This is a genomic window from Arsenicicoccus bolidensis DSM 15745, assembly GCF_000426385.1.
GTDB classification, from domain to species: Bacteria; Actinomycetota; Actinomycetes; order Actinomycetales; family Dermatophilaceae; genus Arsenicicoccus; species Arsenicicoccus bolidensis.
The window spans coordinates 99,767-117,850 of the sequence record NZ_AUFG01000004.1 but is presented as its reverse complement, the minus strand read 5'-3'; the positions used below and the strand labels follow the sequence as shown (position 1 = coordinate 117,850).

Here is an 18,084-nt window from a genome sequence, read left to right as displayed (position 1 = left end):
GGGGCCCGAGGAGCCCGTCGACCGGTCAGTGCTCGAGACCGGCCTTCTCGTCCTTCTTGGACTTCCACAGGCTCGCGACCGTCGTGACCCCGAGGATCAGCACGATCGCACCCAGGGAGACACCGATCGGGATCTCGGGGGCCCACTCGATGTGGTGGCCGCCGTTGATGAACGGGAGGGTGTTCTCGTGCATGGCGTGCAGGATCAGCTTGACGCCGATGAAGGCCAGCAGGACCGCCAGGCCGAGCCCGAGGTAGACGAGCCGCTTGAGCAGGCCACCGATGAGGAAGTAGAGCTGTCGCAGACCCATCAGCGCGAAGATGTTGGCCATCAGCACCAGGAAGGGCTCCTTGGTGAGGCCGAAGATCGCCGGGATCGAGTCGAGGGCGAACAGCAGGTCCGTGGTGCCCAGCGCGAGGATCACCAGGAACATCGGCGTGATGACCTTCTTGCCGTCGACGTGCGCGAACATCTTGGGGCCGTGCCACTCGGAGGTGGCGGGGAAGCGACGGGTCACCCACTTCGTGAAGGCGTTCTCCTCGTACTCGTCGTCGTCGCTCTCACCCTCGAAGGCCAGCTTGACGGCGGTGTAGATGAGGAAGGCACCGAAGAGGTAGAAGATCCAGGCGAACTGGTTGATGAGCGTGGCTCCGACGGCGATGAAGATGCCGCGCAGGACCAGCGCGATCATGATGCCGATCATCAGGGCGGTCTGCTGGAGCTTCTCCGGCACCGCGAACTTGCTCATGATGATCAGGAAGATGAAGAGGTTGTCGATCGAGAGGGAGTACTCGGTCAACCACCCGGCGAAGAACTGCAGGCCGTAGTCGGCGCCGGCGAAGGACCACACCCCGATGCCGAAGACGATCGCCGAGCCGACGAAGAAGGCCAGGTGGCGCAGGCACTCCTTCATGGTCGGCGTGTGCGGGTTGCGGGCCATGTGGATGACGTCGAAGACCAGGAAGAGGACGGTGACGCCGACGGAGGCGATCCAGACCCAGGTGGGGATGTTCACGGTTGGACGAGGCCTTTCGGTGGGGAGGGGGAGGCCGTTCGTCGGAGGTCTCTCCCGCCCGAGGCGGACCGGTGCCCCGGGCCCCTGGGACGACGTGTCCGCCCAGGTCCGTGCTGACGAGGCCACCGCGTTGGGGATACTCCCCTCCGTGGTCGATCGCGTGATTCTTTCACAGTCACGGGTGTTCCTCGCGCCGTGCCCGCTCAGGCCGGCCGTCTGCTCCTCGGCAGCGCGGACACCACGCGGTCGTAGGACTCGTCGATCGCTTCGCGGATCTCGTCCGCCGGGATCCCCGCGCCCACGCGCAGGACGTTCCACCCGTGACGGCCGATGTAGGCCGAGACCGAGGCGTCCTGCGGGTAGCGCCGCAGCCACTCGTCGGCCTCGTCGCGGTTGCGCCCCAGCTTGAGGCCGACGGCGTCGCCCGCGCCCAGGAAGGCGAAGATCTTGTCGCCGACCTTGGCCACGACGTCGCCCTCCCACGGCTCGTCACGCCAGGCGCCGGGCTTGGCGAGGCAGTAGCCGATCAGCCCCGCGCCATCGCCACCCTCTCCGACGTGCCCGGCTCCTCGTCCACGCCCTCGTCGCCCGCGTTGGCCTCGCGCCGCCGGGACTCGTCCCCGGTCACTTGGTGGCCTCCGTCATCTGGCGCAGCTCCTTCTTGAGGTCCCCGAGCTCGTCGCGCAACCGGGCCGCGAGCTCGAAGTGCAGCTCTGCGGCGGCCTGGTGCATCTGCTGGGTGATCTCCTGGATGAGCTCGGCGAGCTCGGCCGCGGGCATGGACTGGGCCTGCTGGAGCAGCGCGCCCTTGTCGCCGGCGGCAGCACCCGCGACGGCGCCGCGGCCCTTGCCCTTGGCCCGCGACTGACCGCGCCCGCTGCCGAGGAGCGCCTCGGTGTCGGCCTCCTCCTTGGCGATGAGGTCCGTGATGTCGGCGATCCGCTTGCGCAGCGGCTGGGGGTCGATGCCGTGCTCCCGGTTGTAGGCGACCTGCTTCTCGCGGCGACGGTTGGTCTCGCCGATCGCCTCCTCCATGGACGGGGTGATCGTGTCGGCGTACATGTGCACCTGCCCGGAGACGTTGCGGGCGGCACGACCGATCGTCTGGATCAGGGACCGGGCGGACCGCAGGAAGCCCTCCTTGTCGGCGTCCAGGATGCTGACGAGCGACACCTCGGGCAGGTCCAGGCCCTCGCGCAGCAGGTTGATGCCCACCAGGACGTCGTACTCCCCCATGCGCAGCTCGCGCAGCAGCTCGACGCGGCGCAGCGTGTCGACCTCGGAGTGGAGGTAGCGGACCCGCACGCCCTTCTCGAGGAGGTAGTCGGTCAGGTCCTCGGCCATCTTCTTGGTGAGGGTCGTGACGAGCACGCGCTCGTCCTTGGCCGTGCGCTCCCCGATCTCGTGCAGCAGGTCGTCGATCTGGCCCTTGGTGGGCTTGAGGACGATCTCGGGGTCGATCAGCCCGGTGGGGCGGATGATCTGCTCCACGGCGCCGTCGCCCTTGGCCAGCTCGTAGGGCCCCGGGGTCGCCGACAGGTAGACCGTCTGCCCGATCCGCTCGAGGAACTCCTCCCACTTGAGCGGCCGGTTGTCCATCGCGCTGGGCAGGCGGAAGCCGTGGTCGACGAGCTGGCGCTTGCGGGACATGTCGCCCTCGAACATCGCCCCGATCTGCGGCACGGTCACGTGCGACTCGTCGATCACGAGGAGGAAGTCCTCGGGGAAGTAGTCGAGGAGGGTGTTGGGCGCCGACCCCGGGGCGCGCCCGTCGATGTGCATCGAGTAGTTCTCGATGCCCGAGCAGGAGCCCACCTGGCGCATCATCTCGATGTCGTAGGTGGTGCGCATGCGCAGCCGCTGCGCCTCCAGGAGCTTGCCCTGCTGCTCGAAGGTCGCCAGCTGCGCCTCGAGCTCGCGCTCGATGCCGCCGATCGCCCGCTCCATGCGCTCCTCGCCGGCCACGTAGTGCGTCGCGGGGAAGACGTACATCTCCTCCTCCTCGCGCACGACCTCGCCGGTCAGGGGGTGCAGGGTGTAGAGCCGCTCGACCTCGTCGCCGAAGAACTCGATGCGGATGGCCAGCTCTTCGTACTGCGGGATGATCTCGACCGTGTCGCCCCGGACCCGGAAGGTCCCGCGGGTGAACGACAGGTCGTTGCGGGCGTACTGCATGGTCACGAAGCGGCGCAGCAGCTCGTCCCGCTCGATCTCCTGGCCGACCTTGAGGCGGACCATCCGGTCGACGTACTCCTGCGGGGTGCCGAGGCCGTAGATGCACGACACGGACGCGACCACGACCGTGTCCCGCCGCGTGAGCAGCGAGTTGGTGGCGCTGTGCCGGAGCCGCTCGACCTCGTCGTTGATCGACGAGTCCTTCTCGATGTAGGTGTCCGTCTGGGCGATGTACGCCTCGGGCTGGTAGTAGTCGTAGTAGCTGACGAAGTACTCGACCGCGTTGTCCGGCAGCAGCTCCCGGAACTCGTTGGCCAGCTGGGCCGCCAGGGTCTTGTTGGGCGCCATGACCAGGGTCGGTCGCTGCACCTGCTCGATGAGCCAGGCGGTCGTCGCGGACTTGCCGGTGCCGGTGGCGCCCAGCAGCACGACGTCCTGCTCCCCCGCGTTGATCCGCCGGGTCAGCTCGGCGATCGCCGTCGGCTGGTCGCCGGACGGGGAGAAGTCGGAGACCACGTGGAAGGGGGCCACGCTGCGCTGGAGGTCGGTCGTCGGTCGCATGCGACCCAGCCTAGGGCTCGGGTCCGACATACCCCCTCGCCGATGCGACCCGCGGCCCTCGCTCGACCCAGGCGGTCGCGCCGGGTTAGGCAAGCCTTGCCTACTCGGTGCTAGGGTCGCCCCGTGGCTGCCGACCTCTACCTGCCCCGCGACGTCGTGGTCGAGTCCGTCGAGGACCTCACCCCCTACCTGCGGCGGGTCGTGCTCACGGGACCCGACCTGGATCGCGTCCACCCGACCACGCTGGACCGCCGGATCAAGCTCGTCCTCCCCCGCGCCGAGGGGGACACGCTGCAGGACCTCCCGAGGGACGCGAGGTGGTACGACGCCTGGCGCGCGCTGCCCGACGACGCTCGACCTGCGGTGCGCACCTACACCGCCCGGGCCGTCCGCCCGCAGGACCGCGCCCTCGTCGTCGACCTGGTCCTCCACGACCACCCCGGGCCCGCCGGCCGCTGGGCCACGACGGCGCGACCAGGCGATCCCCTGGTGGCCGTGTGCCCCGTGGCGGGAGCCCCCGGCGCCGACCGCTGCGGCATCGCCTGGCACCCCGGCCGGGCGACGCAGGTCCTGCTCGCCGGCGACGAGACGGCGCTGCCCGCCATCGCCTCCATCCTCGAGAGCCTCGGTGACCACGTGACGGGCGAGGTGCTCCTGGAGGTGCCGAGCAGCGACAGCGACATCTCCACCAGCGACAGCACCGCCAGCAGTGACGGCGACCTCGCCCTGGACGCGCCCCCCGGCGTCACCGTCTCCGTCCTCCCCAGGGGCGCCCGCCCGCACGGGGAGGCGCTGGAGGAGGCGGTCCGGCATACGGCCTGGAGCCCGCTGGAGGAGTCCGAGGTGGCTCGGCGGGAGGCGCTCTCCACCGGCCCGGAGGAGATCCTGTGGGACGAGCCGCAGCACGTCAGCGCGGACCACTACGCCTGGCTCGCCGGGGAGAGCGGCCTCATCCGGCGGCTGCGCCGGCACCTGGTGGGCGAGCGAGGCTGGCCGCGGGACCGGGTCGCCTTCATGGGCTACTGGAGCCTGGGCCGCCCCGAGAGCTGAGGCGGCAGGACACGACAACCTGTCCCCGATTGTTCATCGCGACGCAACGGACGCGTTCGGATGCGGCAATGATCCCGGTTAGGGTGGTTTGGCATCCGAAGCCGCATGCCCCGTCCGCCCGACCCCGATCCGAAGGTTCCGACGACCCGTGCCTGCGACCTCCCTCCGTGCGACCCGGCTCACCCCGCGCACGTCCGCCCCCGCGACGCCCGCTGCGCCGCGCCCACGCGCCGACCTCTCGGTGCAGTCGCTGCGCGGCCTCGCGGTCATCCTCATGGTCGCCGGCCACGTCATCGGCGACGACGGGGGCCGCGGGCTCCAGGTCGCCGACGACTCGCTCTGGCGGTCCGCCTACCTGCTGCTCGACGACATCCGCATGCCGTTCTTCACGCTGCTGTCCGGTTACGTCTATGCCCTGCGACCGGTCCGCGGGACCGACGCGGTGCCCGGCTTCCTGCGCCGCAAGGTCGATCGCCTGCTCGTTCCTCTGCTGTTCGTCGGGCTCACCACCATGGCCGTGCAGGCCGCAGTCCCGGGCACCAACGAGAAGCCCGGCGCGGAGTCCTTCCTGCAGCTCGTGGTCTTCGGCTACCAGCACCTGTGGTTCCTGCTGGCGGCCATGGTGATCTTCAGCCTCACCGCCCTCCTCGACGCCCACGCGCCGCAGTGGACCGCGCGGTCCCACGCCTGCCTCGTCACCGGCGCCTTCGCCCTGGCACTGTTCGTCCAGGTCCCGGCCCAGGGCAACGTCTTCGCCCTCAACCAGGCCATCTGGCTGTGGCCCTTCTTCCTCGTCGGCGCGGGCCTGCAGCGCTTCGGCCTCAGGACGACGGCCCCGCGAGTCGGGGCGCTGGCCGCCGTGACCACCCTCCTGCTGGTCACGGGCGCGCTCGGCCTCGCCGAGGGTCTGCCCTCCGCCGTCGTGCGGCTGCACGGCCTGGCCACCGGGCTCTGCGCCCTGCTGCTCGTCTACCTCGTCCGCGGCCGGCTGCACGCCTCGACGCTCGCTCGCCTCGGGGCCTACAGCTATGGCATCTACCTGTGGCACGTCCTGGGGGCCGCGGGCAGCCGCATCGTGCTGACCAAGCTCGGGCTCACGTCGACGGCGCTGCTCTTCGTCCTCGGGATCGCCGTCGCCATCGCCGTCCCGGTCGTTGCTGAGCGCACGGTGGGGCGCACCCGCTGGGGCGGCTGGTTGGCGTTCGGACGACGCCCCCAGCCGGCCACCTCCTGAGCCTCCCAAGGAGCCTGCCGACCGTCCCGCTGCCGCTCAGGAGTGCCAGCCGGTCCGGCGGGCCCAGGACTGCATGCGCGGCCAGATGTGGTTGAACCACGGCTCCTTCGCCTCGGCATACTCCCTGGTCGTGGCGCAGGTGCCGGCCAGCCGTCGCTTCTCGGTCAGGTAGTCCGCGCGGGCGTCCGCGTCGGACCGTAGCCAGTCGCGGTAGAGCAGGGCGTACTGCCAACCCGCACCCTCCGTCTCGCGCACGTGGACGTGGACGATCCGGCCCGGGTCGCAGGACCCGTGGAAGCGCTTGACCCACAGCGAGGGGTCGGGCAGCTCGTCCTTGACGTTGTCCATCGTGTTGTCCTTGGACCGCGGGAAACCGAGGTCCTCGAGGATGCGGACGAACTCGGGGTCGTCGGCGTCGTGCAGGTCCGGCACGCCGATCTGCAGGTCGATGACGTCCTTGCCGGCCAGCCCGGGCACCGCGGTGGACCCGATGTGCTCGATCTCCGGGGCGCGGGTGCCCATCGCGGCACTGATCCTGGCGATGAGGCGGTCGGCCTGCTGGGGCCAGGTCTCGTCGTAGGCGACCAGGGTGGGGACGTCGGGCCGCCGGGCGCGCGTGCGGGTGCGCACGTTGTCGGCATACGGCCGCAACCGCTCGTGCCAGACCCGGTCCACCTCGGCCAACAGGTCGTCGGCCGTGCCGTTGTTGTCGATCAGCACGTCCGCGGCCGCGCGCCGCTGCTCGTCGGTCGCCTGGTGCTCCATGCGGGCCCGCGCGTCCTGCTCGCTGAGGCCGCGTCCCTCGAGCCGGCGGACCCGCGAGTCGTGGTCGGCCTCCACCACGACGACGAGGTGGTAGGCCGGTCCCATGTGCTTCTCGACCAGCAGGGGGACGTCGTGCACGACGATGGCGTCCTCCCCCGCCTCGGCCATGAGCTGCGCGGTCCGCCGCGCGATCAACGGGTGCGTGATGGCCTCGAGGTCTCGGCGGGACCGCTCGTCGGCGAAGACGATGCCACCGAGCGCCCCGCGGTCGAGCGCACCGTCGGGACCGACGACGCCGTCGCCGAACCTCTCCTGGACGGCCTGCAGACCCTCCGAGCCGGGAGCCACGACCTCACGCGCCAGCTGGTCGGCGTCCACGACCACCGCCCCCAGCTCGCCGAGACGACGCGACACGGTCGACTTGCCGGACCCGATGCCACCTGTCAGACCGATGCGAACCATGCACCGAGGCTACTCGCGCCGGGGCCCGGGCACCCGCCGGGGCCCTGACGACGCACCGGGCGACGCACCGGGCGCCGCACCAGGCGACGCACGGGGCGACGCACCGGGGGCCACCAGAGGCGCTCAACCCGGGCGGGCACGACGAGGCCCCGCCCACCGCAGGGGTGGACGGGGCTTTCGACGTGATCAGGCCGTGTGCGCCTGGTCAGTGGGCTCAGTTGGAGCCGGTGAGCTTCTCGCGGAGAGCGGCCAGCGCCTCGTCGGAGGCGAGGGTGCCCTCGTTGGACGAGGAGGAGGACGACGACGACGAGGAGGACGACGAGGACGTCGACACGCTCTCGGTGGCGCTGCCACCGGAGGAGTAGGACGTCGCGGCCTCCGGGTTGGCGGCTGCCTCGGCGTCGGCCTTGGCGGCCTCCTCGACCTGCGTCTTGTGGGCCTCCCACAGCGAGTGGGCCTCGGCGTACTGCTTCTCCCACTTCTCGCGCTGGGTCTCGAAGCCCTCGAGCCACTCGTTGGTCTCGGGGTCGAAGCCCTCGGGGTACTTGTAGTTCCCCTGCTCGTCGTACTCGGCGGCCATGCCGTACTGCGTCGGGTCGAAGTCGTCGGAGACGACGGACGCGTCGTTGGCCTGCTTGAGCGACAGCGAGATGCGGCGACGCTCGAGGTCGATGTCGATGACACGGACGAAGATGTCGTCGCCCACGTTGACGACCTGCTCCGGCAGCTCCACGTGGCGCTCGGCCAGCTCGGAGATGTGGACCAGACCCTCGATGCCCTCCTCGACGCGCACGAACGCACCGAACGGGACGAGCTTGGTGACCTTGCCCGGCACGACCTGGCCGATGGCGTGGGTGCGGGCGAAGTGCTGCCACGGGTCCTCCTGCGTCGCCTTCAGCGACAGGGAGACACGCTCGCGGTCCATGTCCACGTCGAGCACCTCGACGGTGACCTCCTGGCCCACCTCGACGACCTCGGACGGGTGGTCGATGTGCTTCCAGGACAGCTCGGAGACGTGGACGAGACCGTCGACGCCACCGAGGTCCACGAACGCACCGAAGTTGACGATCGAGGACACGACGCCGGACCGGACCTGGCCCTTGCCGAGCTCCTTGAGGAAGGTGGTGCGGACCTCGGACTGGGTCTGCTCCAGCCACGCGCGGCGCGACAGGACCACGTTGTTGCGGTTCTTGTCGAGCTCGATGATCTTGGCCTCGATCTCCTTGCCGACGTACGGCTGGAGGTCGCGCACACGACGCATCTCGACGAGGGAGGCGGGCAGGAAGCCGCGCAGACCGATGTCGAGGATGAGGCCGCCCTTGACGACCTCGATGACGGTGCCGGTGACGACGCCGTCCTCCTCCTTGACCTTCTCCACCGTGCCCCAGGCGCGCTCGTACTGGGCGCGCTTCTTGGACAGGATCAGACGACCCTCCTTATCCTCCTTCTGGAGGACCAGGGCCTCGACCTCGTCACCCACGGAAACGACCTCGGACGGGTCGACGTCGTGCTTGATGGAGAGCTCGCGGCTCGGGATGACACCCTCGGTCTTGTAACCGATGTCGAGCAGGACCTCGTCCCGGTCGACCTTGACGATGACACCGTCGACGATGTCTCCGTCGTTGAAGTACTTGATGGTCTCGTCGATCGCGGCGAGGAAGTCCTCCTCAGATCCGATGTCGTTGATCGCGACCTGAGGGGCGGTCTTTTCGACCGGGCTGGCAGTCATGTAGTAGGAACTCCGATGGTGGACAGGTTGAATAGGTGGGATCGTGCATGCCCGCCGTGGGGTCTCGCCGACCTCGTCGGGTCGAGTCCGCGCACGAACGTGCTCGTCCACCCTAACGGTCCTGTCACGCACGGGTCAAAGCAGGAGGCTGTATGACGACCGCCGAGCGCGGCTCCTTCGCCGCCGTCACGCGGCGCGGCACCGACCAGGCCGAGTCGGCGCGCGCCAACAAGGGCTGGTGGGACGCCGAGGCGGTGGACTACTACGCCGAGCACGGCGCGTTCCTGGGTGACGCCGACCTCGTCTGGGGTCCGGAGGGGCTGCGCGAGGAGACGGCTCGGATCCTGGCGCCGGCGGACCGCCTCCCCGGGCTCCGCGTCCTGGAGATCGGTGGTGGCGCCGCCCAGGGCGGACGGTGGCTGGCGGCCCAGGGGGCGGTGGTCGTCTCGACGGACCTGTCGACGGGGATGCTCGCGCAGGGACGCCGGATCGACGAGGGGCGGACGGACGGCATACGGGCGGGACAGCCGTCGGCCTCCCCTGCTCACCCGCTCCCCCAGCACCCCCAGCACCCCCGGCTCCCCCTGCTCGCCTGCGACGCGGCGGCCCTGCCGTTCGCGCAGGAGAGCTTCGACCTCGTGATGACCGCCTACGGCGCGGTGCCCTTCGTGGCCGACTCCGCCGCGGTGATGCGCGAGGCCGCCCGCGTCCTGCGCCCCGGCGGGCGGTTCGTCGTCTCCACCACCCACCCGATCCGCTGGGCCCTGCCCGACGTGCCGGGAGAGGCGGGCCTGACCGTCACGAGCTCCTACTTCGACCGCTCGCCGTACGTCGAGGAGGACGACCAGGGACGGGCGCTCTACGTCGAGCACCACCGCACCCTCGGCGATCGCGTCCGCGAGATCACCGCCGCGGGCCTGCGGCTCGTCGACCTCGTCGAGCCGGAGTGGCCCGAGGACCACGAGGAGACCTGGGGCGGGTGGAGCCCGCTGCGGGGAAGGCTCGTGCCGGGGACGGCGATCTACGTCTGCGAGCGTCCGCCCCGCACGGGGTGAGGACGGGAGGACGTCCGGCCCCACCGTCGGGACGCCGGAGGACGTCCGGCATACTCGCCTCGTGGATACAAAGCCGTTTCCCTCAGACATCGAGATCGCGCGATCCGCTGATCTCGCCCCCCTCCCCGAGGTCGCCGCCACCGTCGGCATCGACGAGAAGTACCTCATCCCCTACGGGCGGCACGTCGCCAAGGTCGAGCTCGAGGTCATCGACGAGCTGGCCGACCTCCCCGACGCCAGGTACGTCGTCGTCACCGCCATCACCCCGACCCCGCTGGGCGAGGGCAAGACGACGACCGCCGTCGGCCTGGCCCAGGGCCTGGCCCGCATCGGCCGCAAGCCCGTCCTCGCCCTGCGCCAGCCCTCGCTCGGGCCCGTCTTCGGCGTCAAGGGTGGCGCGGCGGGCGGTGGCTACAGCCAGATCGTCCCGATGGAGATGCTCAACCTGCACCTCACCGGCGACTTCCACGCGGTGACGGCGGCGCACAACCTGCTGGCGGCGATGGTGTCCAACCACCTGCACTTCGGCAACGAGCTCGGCCTCGACGACATCCAGTGGCGTCGGGTCATGGACATGAACGACCGCTCGCTGCGCAACATTATCGAGGGCTGCGGCGCCAAGACCGACGGCGTGACCCGTCAGGCGGGCTTCGACATCACCGCGGCGTCCGAGGTCATGGTCATCCTCGCCCTGGCCACCTCGCTGCGGGACCTGCGGGAGCGCCTCGGCCGCATCGTCGTCGGCTTCACCAAGGACAAGAAGCCCGTCACCGCCGAGCAGATCGGCTGCGCCGGCGCGATGTGCGTCCTGCTCAAGGACGCCCTGAAGCCCAACCTCATGCAGACGCTGGAGCACACGCCGGCGTTCATCCACGCCGGCCCGTTCGGCAACATCGCGATCGGCAACTCCTCGATCATCGCCGACCGCGTCGGCATCAAGGCCGGCGACATCCTGCTCACCGAGGCGGGCTTCGCGGCCGACATGGGCGCCGAGCGCTTCTTCAACGTCAAGTGCCGCGCGGCCGGGCTCACTCCCCAGGCGGCGGTCCTGGTCGCGACCGTGCGGGCGCTCAAGTCCCACTCCGGCCGCTTCGAGGTCAAGGCCGGCAAGCCGCTGCCCGAGGGGATGCTGCTCGAGAGCCCGCAGGACGTCGAGGCCGGGTGCGACAACCTGCGCAAGCACATCCAGATCATCCAGGACTTCGGCGTGCAGCCGGTGGTGGCCATCAACGCCTTCCCGACGGACCACCCGTCCGAGCACGAGGTGATCCGGCGCGTGGCCGAGGAGATGGGGGCGCGCTGCGCCGTGTCGACCCACGTCAAGGACGGTGGCGCCGGCGCCGAGGAGCTCGCCCGCACCGTGGTGGAGGCGTGCGACGACGAGGTGCACTTCACCCCGACCTACGACTTCGAGGACTCCCTCGAGGTCAAGATCCGCAAGGTCGCGACCAAGGTGTATGGCGCCAACGGGATCTCCCTGGAGCCGGCCGCGGCCAAGGCGCTGGCGATGTACACCGACCAGGGCTACGGCCACCTGCCCGTGCTCATCGCCAAGACCCAGATGTCTCTGTCCCACGACCCGGCCCTCAAGGGTGCGCCGCGCGGCTGGACCCTGCCGGTGCGCGAGGTCCGCCTGGCCGCGGGAGCCGGCTACGTCTATGCCATCTGCGGGTCGATGATGACGATGCCGGGCCTGTCGAGGTCGCCGGCCGCCATGCGCATCGACATCGACGAGGACGGCAACACGGTCGGGCTGTTCTGAGACGCTGACCCGGGGTCGGGCCAGCAGACGGGGGTCGATCGGCTACGGCCGGTCGACCCTCTCGTCGTCCCGGACGCCCGGCACCTGGCCGGTGCGGATCGCGGCGCGGCTGAGCAGGTGGGAGGACACGGGCGCGCTGGCCATCTGGAAGATCGCGACGAGCAGCAGCATGCCGATGTCGAGGGGCGAGTGCCGTCCGATGCCCACGCCGAGCAGCACCAGCAGGATCCCCAGGGTCTGCGGCTTGGTCGCCGCGTGCATGCGCGAGAGCAGGTCGGGGAAGCGGACGAGACCGATCGCGGCGCACAGGCACAGGAACGAGCCGAGGGCCAGGCAGACGAGCGCGGCGAGGTCGGCGACGGAGGTCCAGCTCATCGGTTGCCCCCGTCGTCGTCGACCACGCCCCGGTCCTCGTCGAAGCCGCTGACCTCGGTGGGCTCGGGCACGTCCGACCCGGGCTGCCCGGCCTGGCGCAGCCCCAGGTCCGAGTCCCCGGCGACGAAGCGCGACACCGCGACGGTCGCCACGAAGCCGACCAGCGACAGCGACACGAGGACGGGCAGCGTCGTCGAGTGGTCGCGCACGACCGCCTCCGCCCCCAGCGCGCAGATGATCACCGCCACGAGCACGTCGCTCGCGAGGGTGCGGTTGAGCACCGTCGGGCCGGTCACCATGCGCCACAGCACGAGCAGCGCCGCGGCCAGGAGCATGGCGACGATCGCCCAGACCAGCACGTTCATCGGTCGGCCTTCTCGTGCTCGTGGGTATGCCGCTCCGGCTGACCCGTGTCCTTGCCGAGGGCACGGCGCACCCGGTCCTCCAGCGCTGCGACCCGGAGACGCTCGGCCTGCAGGTCCGCGGGGTCGGTGCGGTCCAGGACGTGCATGGTGAGCACGCCCGTGGAGGGGTCGAGGTCGATCACGACCGTGCCGGGGACCAGCGACGTGAGCTCCGCGACGACGGTGCGCAGCAGGTCGTCCTCCACCGTGAGCTGCACCTCGATGACGGTGCCGGGGCCGATGGGCCGCGGCCGCACGGCGAGCCAGGCCACCGCGGCGCTGGCCGTGACCAGGTCCTTGAGGAAGGTGCCGAGCAGGACGAGTAGTCCCCAGGGGTGCACCCGGACGCCGGACATCACGTGCGGCAGGGGGAACAAGACCTGCACCACGAGGGCGACCAGGAGTCCCGCGAGGACATTGCCCCAGGAGAAGTTGCCCCACAGCAGGACCCAGACGACGGCGAGCCCGACGGTCGGGGTGAGGCGCACGCGGTTGCTCATCGAGGCACCCCCTGCAGCACGGCGGTCGTGTAGCCGGAGCGGTCGCCGAGCTGACCCGCTGCGGCGTCGGTGATCTCGTAGAGCGGCCCGGCCGCGACGGTGATGGCGACGCTCACCGCGACGAGCAGCGTGGTCGGCAGCACCGTGCCGAGAGCCAGGCGTCGCTCGGCGACGACCTGGGCCGCGTCGTCCCCGGTGACGACGAGCACGTCGTCGTCACCCCCGTCGTCGTCGGGGACGGCGGCACGGGGCGACCTCCAGAAGACACGGCCCCACACCCGGCTGATGGCGTACAGCGTGAGCAGGCTGGTGATCACGGACCCGGCGACGAGCAGGTAGGCGAGCCACGTGCCGGAGGCGACCCCGGCCTGGATGAGGCCGACCTTGCCGAGGAAGCCCGAGAACGGCGGGATGCCGGCGAGGTTCATCGCGGGGACGAAGAACAGCAGGGCCAGCCCGGGGGCGAGCCGCCCCAGGCCCCCGAGGTGGCTGAGCGAGGTGGACCCGCCGCGGGCCTCGATCAGGCCTGTGACCAGGAACAGCGCGGTCTGGATGGTGATGTGGTGGGCGGTGTAGAAGATCGCCGACGACAGCCCCGCCTCGTTGCCGACGGAGATGCCGAAGACGAGGTAGCCGATGTGCGACACCAGGGTGAAGGAGATCAGTCGCTTGATGTCGTCCTGGGCGACGGCGCCCAGGATGCCGACGAGCATGGTCAGCAGGCCGGCCCACATCAGCAGGGCGTCCAGCCGACCGTCGGGGAACAGCAGCGTCTGGGTGCGGATCATCGCGTAGACCCCCACCTTGGTCAGCAGTCCGGCGAACACGGCGGTGACGGGCGCGGGCGCGGTGGGATAGGAGTCGGGGAGCCAGCCCGACATGGGGAACACCGCGGCCTTGATGCAGAAGCCGAGGAGCAGCATGCCGTGCAGCAGGCCCTGCTGACCCGGCGGGAGGGCGTCCAGCCGACCGGCGAGCTCCGCGAGGTTGACCGTCCCCGTGGCGGCGTAGACGAGCGCGATCGCGACCAGGAACAGCAGCGACGACAGCAGGTTGACCACGACGTAGTTGGCGCCGGCCCGGACCCGGGAGGCGGTGCCACCCAGCGTGAGCAGCACGAAGCTCGCGAACAGCAGCATCTCGAAGCCGACGTAGAGGTGGAACAGGTCCCCCGACAGGAAGGTCGTCGAGACGCCGGCCGAGAGGACGAGCATGGTGGGGTGGAAGATCGGCAGGGGGGCTCCCCCGTCGTGCTCGCTGTCGTCCGAGGCGCGGCCCTGGCCGATGGAGTAGAGCATCACCGCCAGCGTCACGGTCGAGGACACGAGCAGCATCAGCCCGGACAGCCGGTCCACCACGAGGACGATGCCGTCGGCCGGCGACCAGCCTCCGGCGTGGACGACGAGGGTGCCGCGGGTGTGGGCCCCCCAGAGCAGGACGGCCGACACGATCACGGACGTGGTGAGGACGACGGTGCTCACGAGGCGCTGGATCGCCTGGCGTCCCGACGCCACGACCGTCAGCCCGGCACCGACGAGGGGGAGCACCACGGGCAGCGGCACGAGCAGACCTGGGTCGATCATCGGGCGCCTCCCTGGTCGTCGGTCGCCGTGTCGGCGAGGGCGTGCGGGTCGGTGGTGTCTGCGTAGTCGGTGTCGGGAACCTGGTCGGTGTCGGCCAGGTGACCGATCCGGGCGTCCTCGGGGTCGTCCTCGACGTTGTCGCTGGACGACAGCTGCCAGGACCGGTGCGCGAGCGCGAGGCAGTAGGCCGTCACCGCCAGCGTGATCACGATGGCGGTGAGCACCATGGCCTGCGGGAGGGGGTCGGAGATGCCGTCCGCGCCGACGACCACGCCCTCGGCGGAGGACTTGCTGACGATGGGTGCGCGGCCGGGCGCGCCGGAGGCGATCAGGAACACGACGTTGACGCCGTTGCCCATGAGCAGCACGCCGAGCAGGGCTCGCACGATGCTGCGCGCCATGACGAGGACCACGCCCGAGCCGAAGAGCACCCCGGCGAGGACCACCAGGGTCAGGTTGACGGTCATGCGTCCGACCTCTCGCTGATCTGCCGGTCCAGCGCGGCGCCCAGGGACCGGAGGATGTCGAGCATCAGACCGATCACGACGAGGTAGACCCCGAGGTCGAAGAAGACCGAGGACACGAGGTGCAGGTGCCCGACGAGGGGCAGCTCCACGTCCGCGTCCCAGCTCTGCAGGACGTCACCACCGACCAGCATGGAGACCAGGCCGAAGCCGGCGGACAGGAACAGCCCGGTCCCGAGCAGCGCACCCGGCATGAGTGGGAGGGCGGCCCGCAGCTCCACCCGGCCGCCGGCGAGATAGCGCACGGTGAGGGCCAGGCCGGCCACGAGCCCCGCCGCGAAGCCGCCCCCGGGGTTGTTGTGCCCGGCGAAGAGCAGGTAGAGGGACCACACCATGATGGCGGGGAAGATGAGGCGGGTGATGACGGCGAAGATCAGCGAGGGTTCCTCGGTGCGCTCCCCGGCGGGCACGGCCAGCCAGCTGGGGCGCTCCTCGCGCGTGCGGTTGCGCAGGCGCCGCGCCTCGTCGAGCCGCTTGCGGGTCGCCACGACCCGGTCGTGGCTGAGGTAGACGAGGCTGGCGACGCCGGTCGCGGCGACGAGCACCACGGCGATCTCGCCCATGGTGTCCCAGGCCCGGATGTCGACCAGGGCGACGTTGACGACGTTCTCGCCGCCGCCGAAGCTCGTGGCCCCGACCGGCCAGCCGGCGGACCCGGGCGGCGCGGTGCGTGCTCCGGCGGCGACGAGAGCTGCCCCGCTCACCAGCACGCCGGACACGACGCCGAGGGCGACGCGCAGGCTGCGGTTGGCACGCGAGGGGTTGTCGTTGAACTTGCCGCTGAGCCGCCGCAGGACGAGCACGAACACGACGATGGAGACGGTCTCGACGAGCACCTGGGTGAGGGCGAGGTCGGGGGCGCCGTGCAGCAGGAACAGCACGGCCAGCGCGTAGCCCGTGACCCCGACCAGGAACACGCCGCGCAGACGGCGGCGGGAGCGCACCGCCATCACGGCGGCCAGGCTGGCGACCAGCGCGACGCCGGCCTGGGCGGGGGTGTCCCACCAGCGGGTCTCGGGCGCCGAGCCGACCCCCAGGAGCCCGACCGCGGTCAGGCCGATGAAGACGACCAGGATCAGGCCGAGCGACAGCGGGAGCGAGCCTCGCTGCGCAACGCCCGTGACCTCGATGGAGCCGCGGTCGAGCGCGCGCATCACCCAGCGGTATGCCGAGACCGCCGCCGGTGGGTGAGGCAGCCGTCGCTGGACCGACTCGACCCGGCTGCGCACCGCCACCAGGGCCAGGCCGAAGGCTACCGTGAGGACACTCAGCCACAGGGCCGGCGTGAAGCCGTGCCAGAGCGCCAGGTGGATGGGGTGCGCTGAGGGCGGCCAGCTCTCGGCATACGGCTCGACGAGGTGCTGCGCGGCACCGAGGAAGGGGCTCGCGAGCACGCTCGTGAGCCCGAGGACCGCCGGGACCCACACGACGGGGCGGTGCAGGGAGTGGTAGGCCGTGTCCTCGCGCCCGGGCACGTCGCTCCACGCGCCGATCAGGAAGCGCGCGCTGTAGGCGAGGGTCAGCATGGAGCCGACGACGAGCACGACGAGCACGGGTCGGCTCCAGGCCTGGGCGCCGTGCCAGTAGGTCTCGTAGACGGCCTCCTTGCCGACGAAGCCGAGCGTCGGCGGGATGCCCGCCATGGACAGGGCGCAGGCGACCGACGCCGCGAAGACGACCGGCATGCGGTGGCGCAGTCCGCTCAGCTCACGGATGTCCCGGGTGCCCGTGGCGTGGTCGATGGCCCCGACGGAGAGGAACAGCCCGGCCTTGAACACGGCGTGCGCGACCAGCATGGCGAGGCCGGCCACGGCGGCCTCGGCGGACCCGGTCCCCACGAGCACCACGAGGAAGCCGAGCTGGGACACCGTGCCGTAGGCCAGGAGGAGCTTCAGGTCCACCTGGCGCAGGGCACGGTAGCCGCCGACGAGCATCGTCGTGCAGCCCAGGACGAGGACGACGGGGTGCCACGTGGCGGCGTCGGAGAAGCCCGGTGCGAGCCGCGCGACGAGGTAGATGCCGGCCTTGACCATGGCGGCGGCGTGCAGGTAGGCGCTGACGGGGGTCGGCGCGGCCATCGCCCCCGGGAGCCAGAAGTGGAAGGGCACGAGGGCGGACTTGGTGATCGCGCCGACGAGGAGGAGGGCCACGGCCACCGCCACCGTCGTGCCCGACGGCGGCTGCGCCAGGATCGACTCGAGGGAGTAGGTCCCCGCGGCCTGGCCCAGCATGACGATGCCGACCAGCATCGCCAGACCGCCCGCCGTGGTGACGACGAGGGCCTGGGTGGCGGCGTTGCGGCTGTCCTCGAGGTGGGACGAGTGACCTACCAGGAGGTACGAGAGGACGGTCGTGAGCTCCCAGAACAGGTAGAGCACGAGGAGGTTGTCGCTGAGGACCAGACCGGTCATCGCGCCCGCGAACGCCGTGAGGTGGGCGGCGAAGCGGTCCAGGCCGGGCTCGTCGGGCTCGAAGTAGCCCGCGCAGTAGACGAGGACGAGCGTGCCCACCACCCCGACGACCAGGCACATCAGCCACGCGAGAGCGTCCATCCGGAGCGTGACCGACAGCCCCAGGGAGGGCACCCACGTGACGTCCTCGCGGGGCGCCGTCCCGGACGTGGCTGCCGTCGTGCGCGCCAGCGCGAGTCCCGCGGTGGCGACCGACGGCAGGGAGAGGAGCCAGAACGCCCGGGGTCCCCAGAGCCGCACGAGCAACGGGGCACAGACGGCCGCGAGCACGTGCAGACCGACGAGGGCAAGCATCGAGCTCCTGAGATTCTGTGGGTGCCAGGCGGAGGCGGACCCACCCAGACGGGTCTGCGGGGGTCTGACGGCGGGGGACGCAGAGAACTCTACGAGAGTTCGCTGGACCGGAACTGGTTGCCCGC

Annotated in this window: 15 protein-coding genes; 4 read left to right on the top strand and 11 right to left on the bottom strand. The window is 71.0% G+C overall.

From position 1 onward, the window contains the following. Window positions 1–25: 25 nt before the first annotated feature. The 3 genes from K313_RS0103725 to uvrB all read right to left on the bottom strand — a co-directional run bounded on the left by K313_RS0103725 (window position 26) and on the right by uvrB (window position 3,751). A complete protein-coding gene (locus K313_RS0103725; RefSeq protein WP_029210484.1) occupies window positions 26–1,015 on the bottom strand; it encodes a TerC family protein in 990 nt (329 codons plus the stop codon). Window positions 1,016–1,218: 203 nt separating this feature from the next. Continuing rightward, window positions 1,219–1,542, bottom strand: a complete 324-nt coding sequence (locus K313_RS0103720; RefSeq protein WP_276203023.1) for an MmcQ/YjbR family DNA-binding protein — start codon at window positions 1,540–1,542, stop codon at window positions 1,219–1,221. Between the two features lie 97 nt (window positions 1,543–1,639). After that, a complete protein-coding gene (gene uvrB, locus K313_RS0103710) occupies window positions 1,640–3,751 on the bottom strand; it encodes an excinuclease ABC subunit UvrB (protein ID WP_029210482.1) in 2,112 nt (703 codons plus the stop codon). A 123-nt stretch (window positions 3,752–3,874) separates the two neighbouring features. Here uvrB and K313_RS0103705 point away from each other — a divergent pair, with 123 nt between their 5' ends. Then, window positions 3,875–4,801, top strand: coding sequence for a siderophore-interacting protein (locus K313_RS0103705; protein ID WP_029210481.1), 927 nt, complete (start codon window positions 3,875–3,877; stop codon window positions 4,799–4,801). 148 nt (window positions 4,802–4,949) lie between these two features. Continuing rightward, a complete protein-coding gene (locus K313_RS0103700) occupies window positions 4,950–6,035 on the top strand; it encodes an acyltransferase family protein (protein WP_029210480.1) in 1,086 nt (361 codons plus the stop codon). A gap of 36 nt (window positions 6,036–6,071) precedes the next feature. Here K313_RS0103700 and coaE read toward each other — a convergent pair whose 3' ends face one another. Beyond that, entirely contained in the window at window positions 6,072–7,262 is a 1,191-nt protein-coding gene (gene coaE, locus K313_RS0103695) for a dephospho-CoA kinase (protein ID WP_019286062.1), read from the bottom strand. Window positions 7,263–7,476: 214 nt separating this feature from the next. After that, the gene (gene rpsA / locus K313_RS0103690) at window positions 7,477–8,991 is read right to left on the bottom strand and encodes a 30S ribosomal protein S1 (RefSeq protein WP_019286063.1); all 1,515 of its coding nucleotides are present in this window, start codon (window positions 8,989–8,991) and stop codon (window positions 7,477–7,479) included. Between the two features lie 152 nt (window positions 8,992–9,143). On the opposite strand from rpsA, the gene K313_RS0103685 reads away from it, so the two are divergent. After that, window positions 9,144–10,046: a class I SAM-dependent methyltransferase gene (locus K313_RS0103685; RefSeq protein ID WP_029210479.1), complete on the top strand. Its 903-nt coding sequence runs from the start codon at window positions 9,144–9,146 to the stop codon at window positions 10,044–10,046. 61 nt (window positions 10,047–10,107) lie between these two features. Continuing rightward, entirely contained in the window at window positions 10,108–11,808 is a 1,701-nt protein-coding gene (locus K313_RS0103680) for a formate--tetrahydrofolate ligase (protein ID WP_019286065.1), read from the top strand. Between the two features lie 42 nt (window positions 11,809–11,850). On the opposite strand, the gene mnhG is transcribed toward K313_RS0103680, so the two are convergent. Genes mnhG through K313_RS0103650 form a run of 6 tightly spaced genes read right to left on the bottom strand, consistent with a single transcriptional unit; the run spans window position 11,851 to window position 17,959 of the window. Further along, window positions 11,851–12,183, bottom strand: coding sequence for a monovalent cation/H(+) antiporter subunit G (gene mnhG, locus K313_RS0103675; protein ID WP_019286066.1), 333 nt, complete (start codon window positions 12,181–12,183; stop codon window positions 11,851–11,853). Then, window positions 12,180–12,548: an MrpF/PhaF family protein gene (locus K313_RS19910; RefSeq protein ID WP_029210478.1), complete on the bottom strand. Its 369-nt coding sequence runs from the start codon at window positions 12,546–12,548 to the stop codon at window positions 12,180–12,182. Before K313_RS19910 ends, mnhG begins: the two co-directional genes overlap by 4 nt. Next, window positions 12,545–13,087 (bottom strand): Na+/H+ antiporter subunit E, encoded by a 543-nt coding sequence (locus K313_RS0103665; RefSeq protein ID WP_029210477.1) that lies wholly within the window; start codon window positions 13,085–13,087, stop codon window positions 12,545–12,547. Before K313_RS0103665 ends, K313_RS19910 begins: the two co-directional genes overlap by 4 nt. Beyond that, a complete protein-coding gene (locus tag K313_RS0103660) occupies window positions 13,084–14,670 on the bottom strand; it encodes a Na+/H+ antiporter subunit D (RefSeq protein ID WP_019286069.1) in 1,587 nt (528 codons plus the stop codon). The genes K313_RS0103665 and K313_RS0103660 overlap by 4 nt, the downstream gene beginning before the upstream one ends. Further along, window positions 14,667–15,137, bottom strand: a complete 471-nt coding sequence (locus K313_RS0103655; RefSeq protein WP_019286070.1) for a Na(+)/H(+) antiporter subunit C — start codon at window positions 15,135–15,137, stop codon at window positions 14,667–14,669. Before K313_RS0103655 ends, K313_RS0103660 begins: the two co-directional genes overlap by 4 nt. Then, complete coding sequence (locus K313_RS0103650) at window positions 15,134–17,959, bottom strand: Na+/H+ antiporter subunit A (protein WP_029210476.1); 2,826 nt, start codon at window positions 17,957–17,959, stop codon at window positions 15,134–15,136. Before K313_RS0103650 ends, K313_RS0103655 begins: the two co-directional genes overlap by 4 nt. Window positions 17,960–18,084: the final 125 nt, after the last annotated feature.

Coding starts and splice junctions, on each gene's coding strand:
- K313_RS0103650 (WP_029210476.1), bottom strand. CDS start 17,959: ATGCTTGCCCTCGTCGGTCTGCACGTGCTCGCGGCCGTCTGTGCCCCG.
- uvrB (WP_029210482.1), bottom strand. CDS start 3,751: ATGCGACCGACGACCGACCTCCAGCGCAGCGTGGCCCCCTTCCACGTG.
- K313_RS0103685 (WP_029210479.1), top strand. CDS start 9,144: ATGACGACCGCCGAGCGCGGCTCCTTCGCCGCCGTCACGCGGCGCGGC.
- coaE (WP_019286062.1), bottom strand. CDS start 7,262: ATGGTTCGCATCGGTCTGACAGGTGGCATCGGGTCCGGCAAGTCGACC.
- rpsA (WP_019286063.1), bottom strand. CDS start 8,991: ATGACTGCCAGCCCGGTCGAAAAGACCGCCCCTCAGGTCGCGATCAAC.
- K313_RS0103660 (WP_019286069.1), bottom strand. CDS start 14,670: ATGATCGACCCAGGTCTGCTCGTGCCGCTGCCCGTGGTGCTCCCCCTC.
- K313_RS19910 (WP_029210478.1), bottom strand. CDS start 12,548: ATGAACGTGCTGGTCTGGGCGATCGTCGCCATGCTCCTGGCCGCGGCG.
- mnhG (WP_019286066.1), bottom strand. CDS start 12,183: ATGAGCTGGACCTCCGTCGCCGACCTCGCCGCGCTCGTCTGCCTGGCC.
- K313_RS0103655 (WP_019286070.1), bottom strand. CDS start 15,137: ATGACCGTCAACCTGACCCTGGTGGTCCTCGCCGGGGTGCTCTTCGGC.
- K313_RS0103665 (WP_029210477.1), bottom strand. CDS start 13,087: ATGAGCAACCGCGTGCGCCTCACCCCGACCGTCGGGCTCGCCGTCGTC.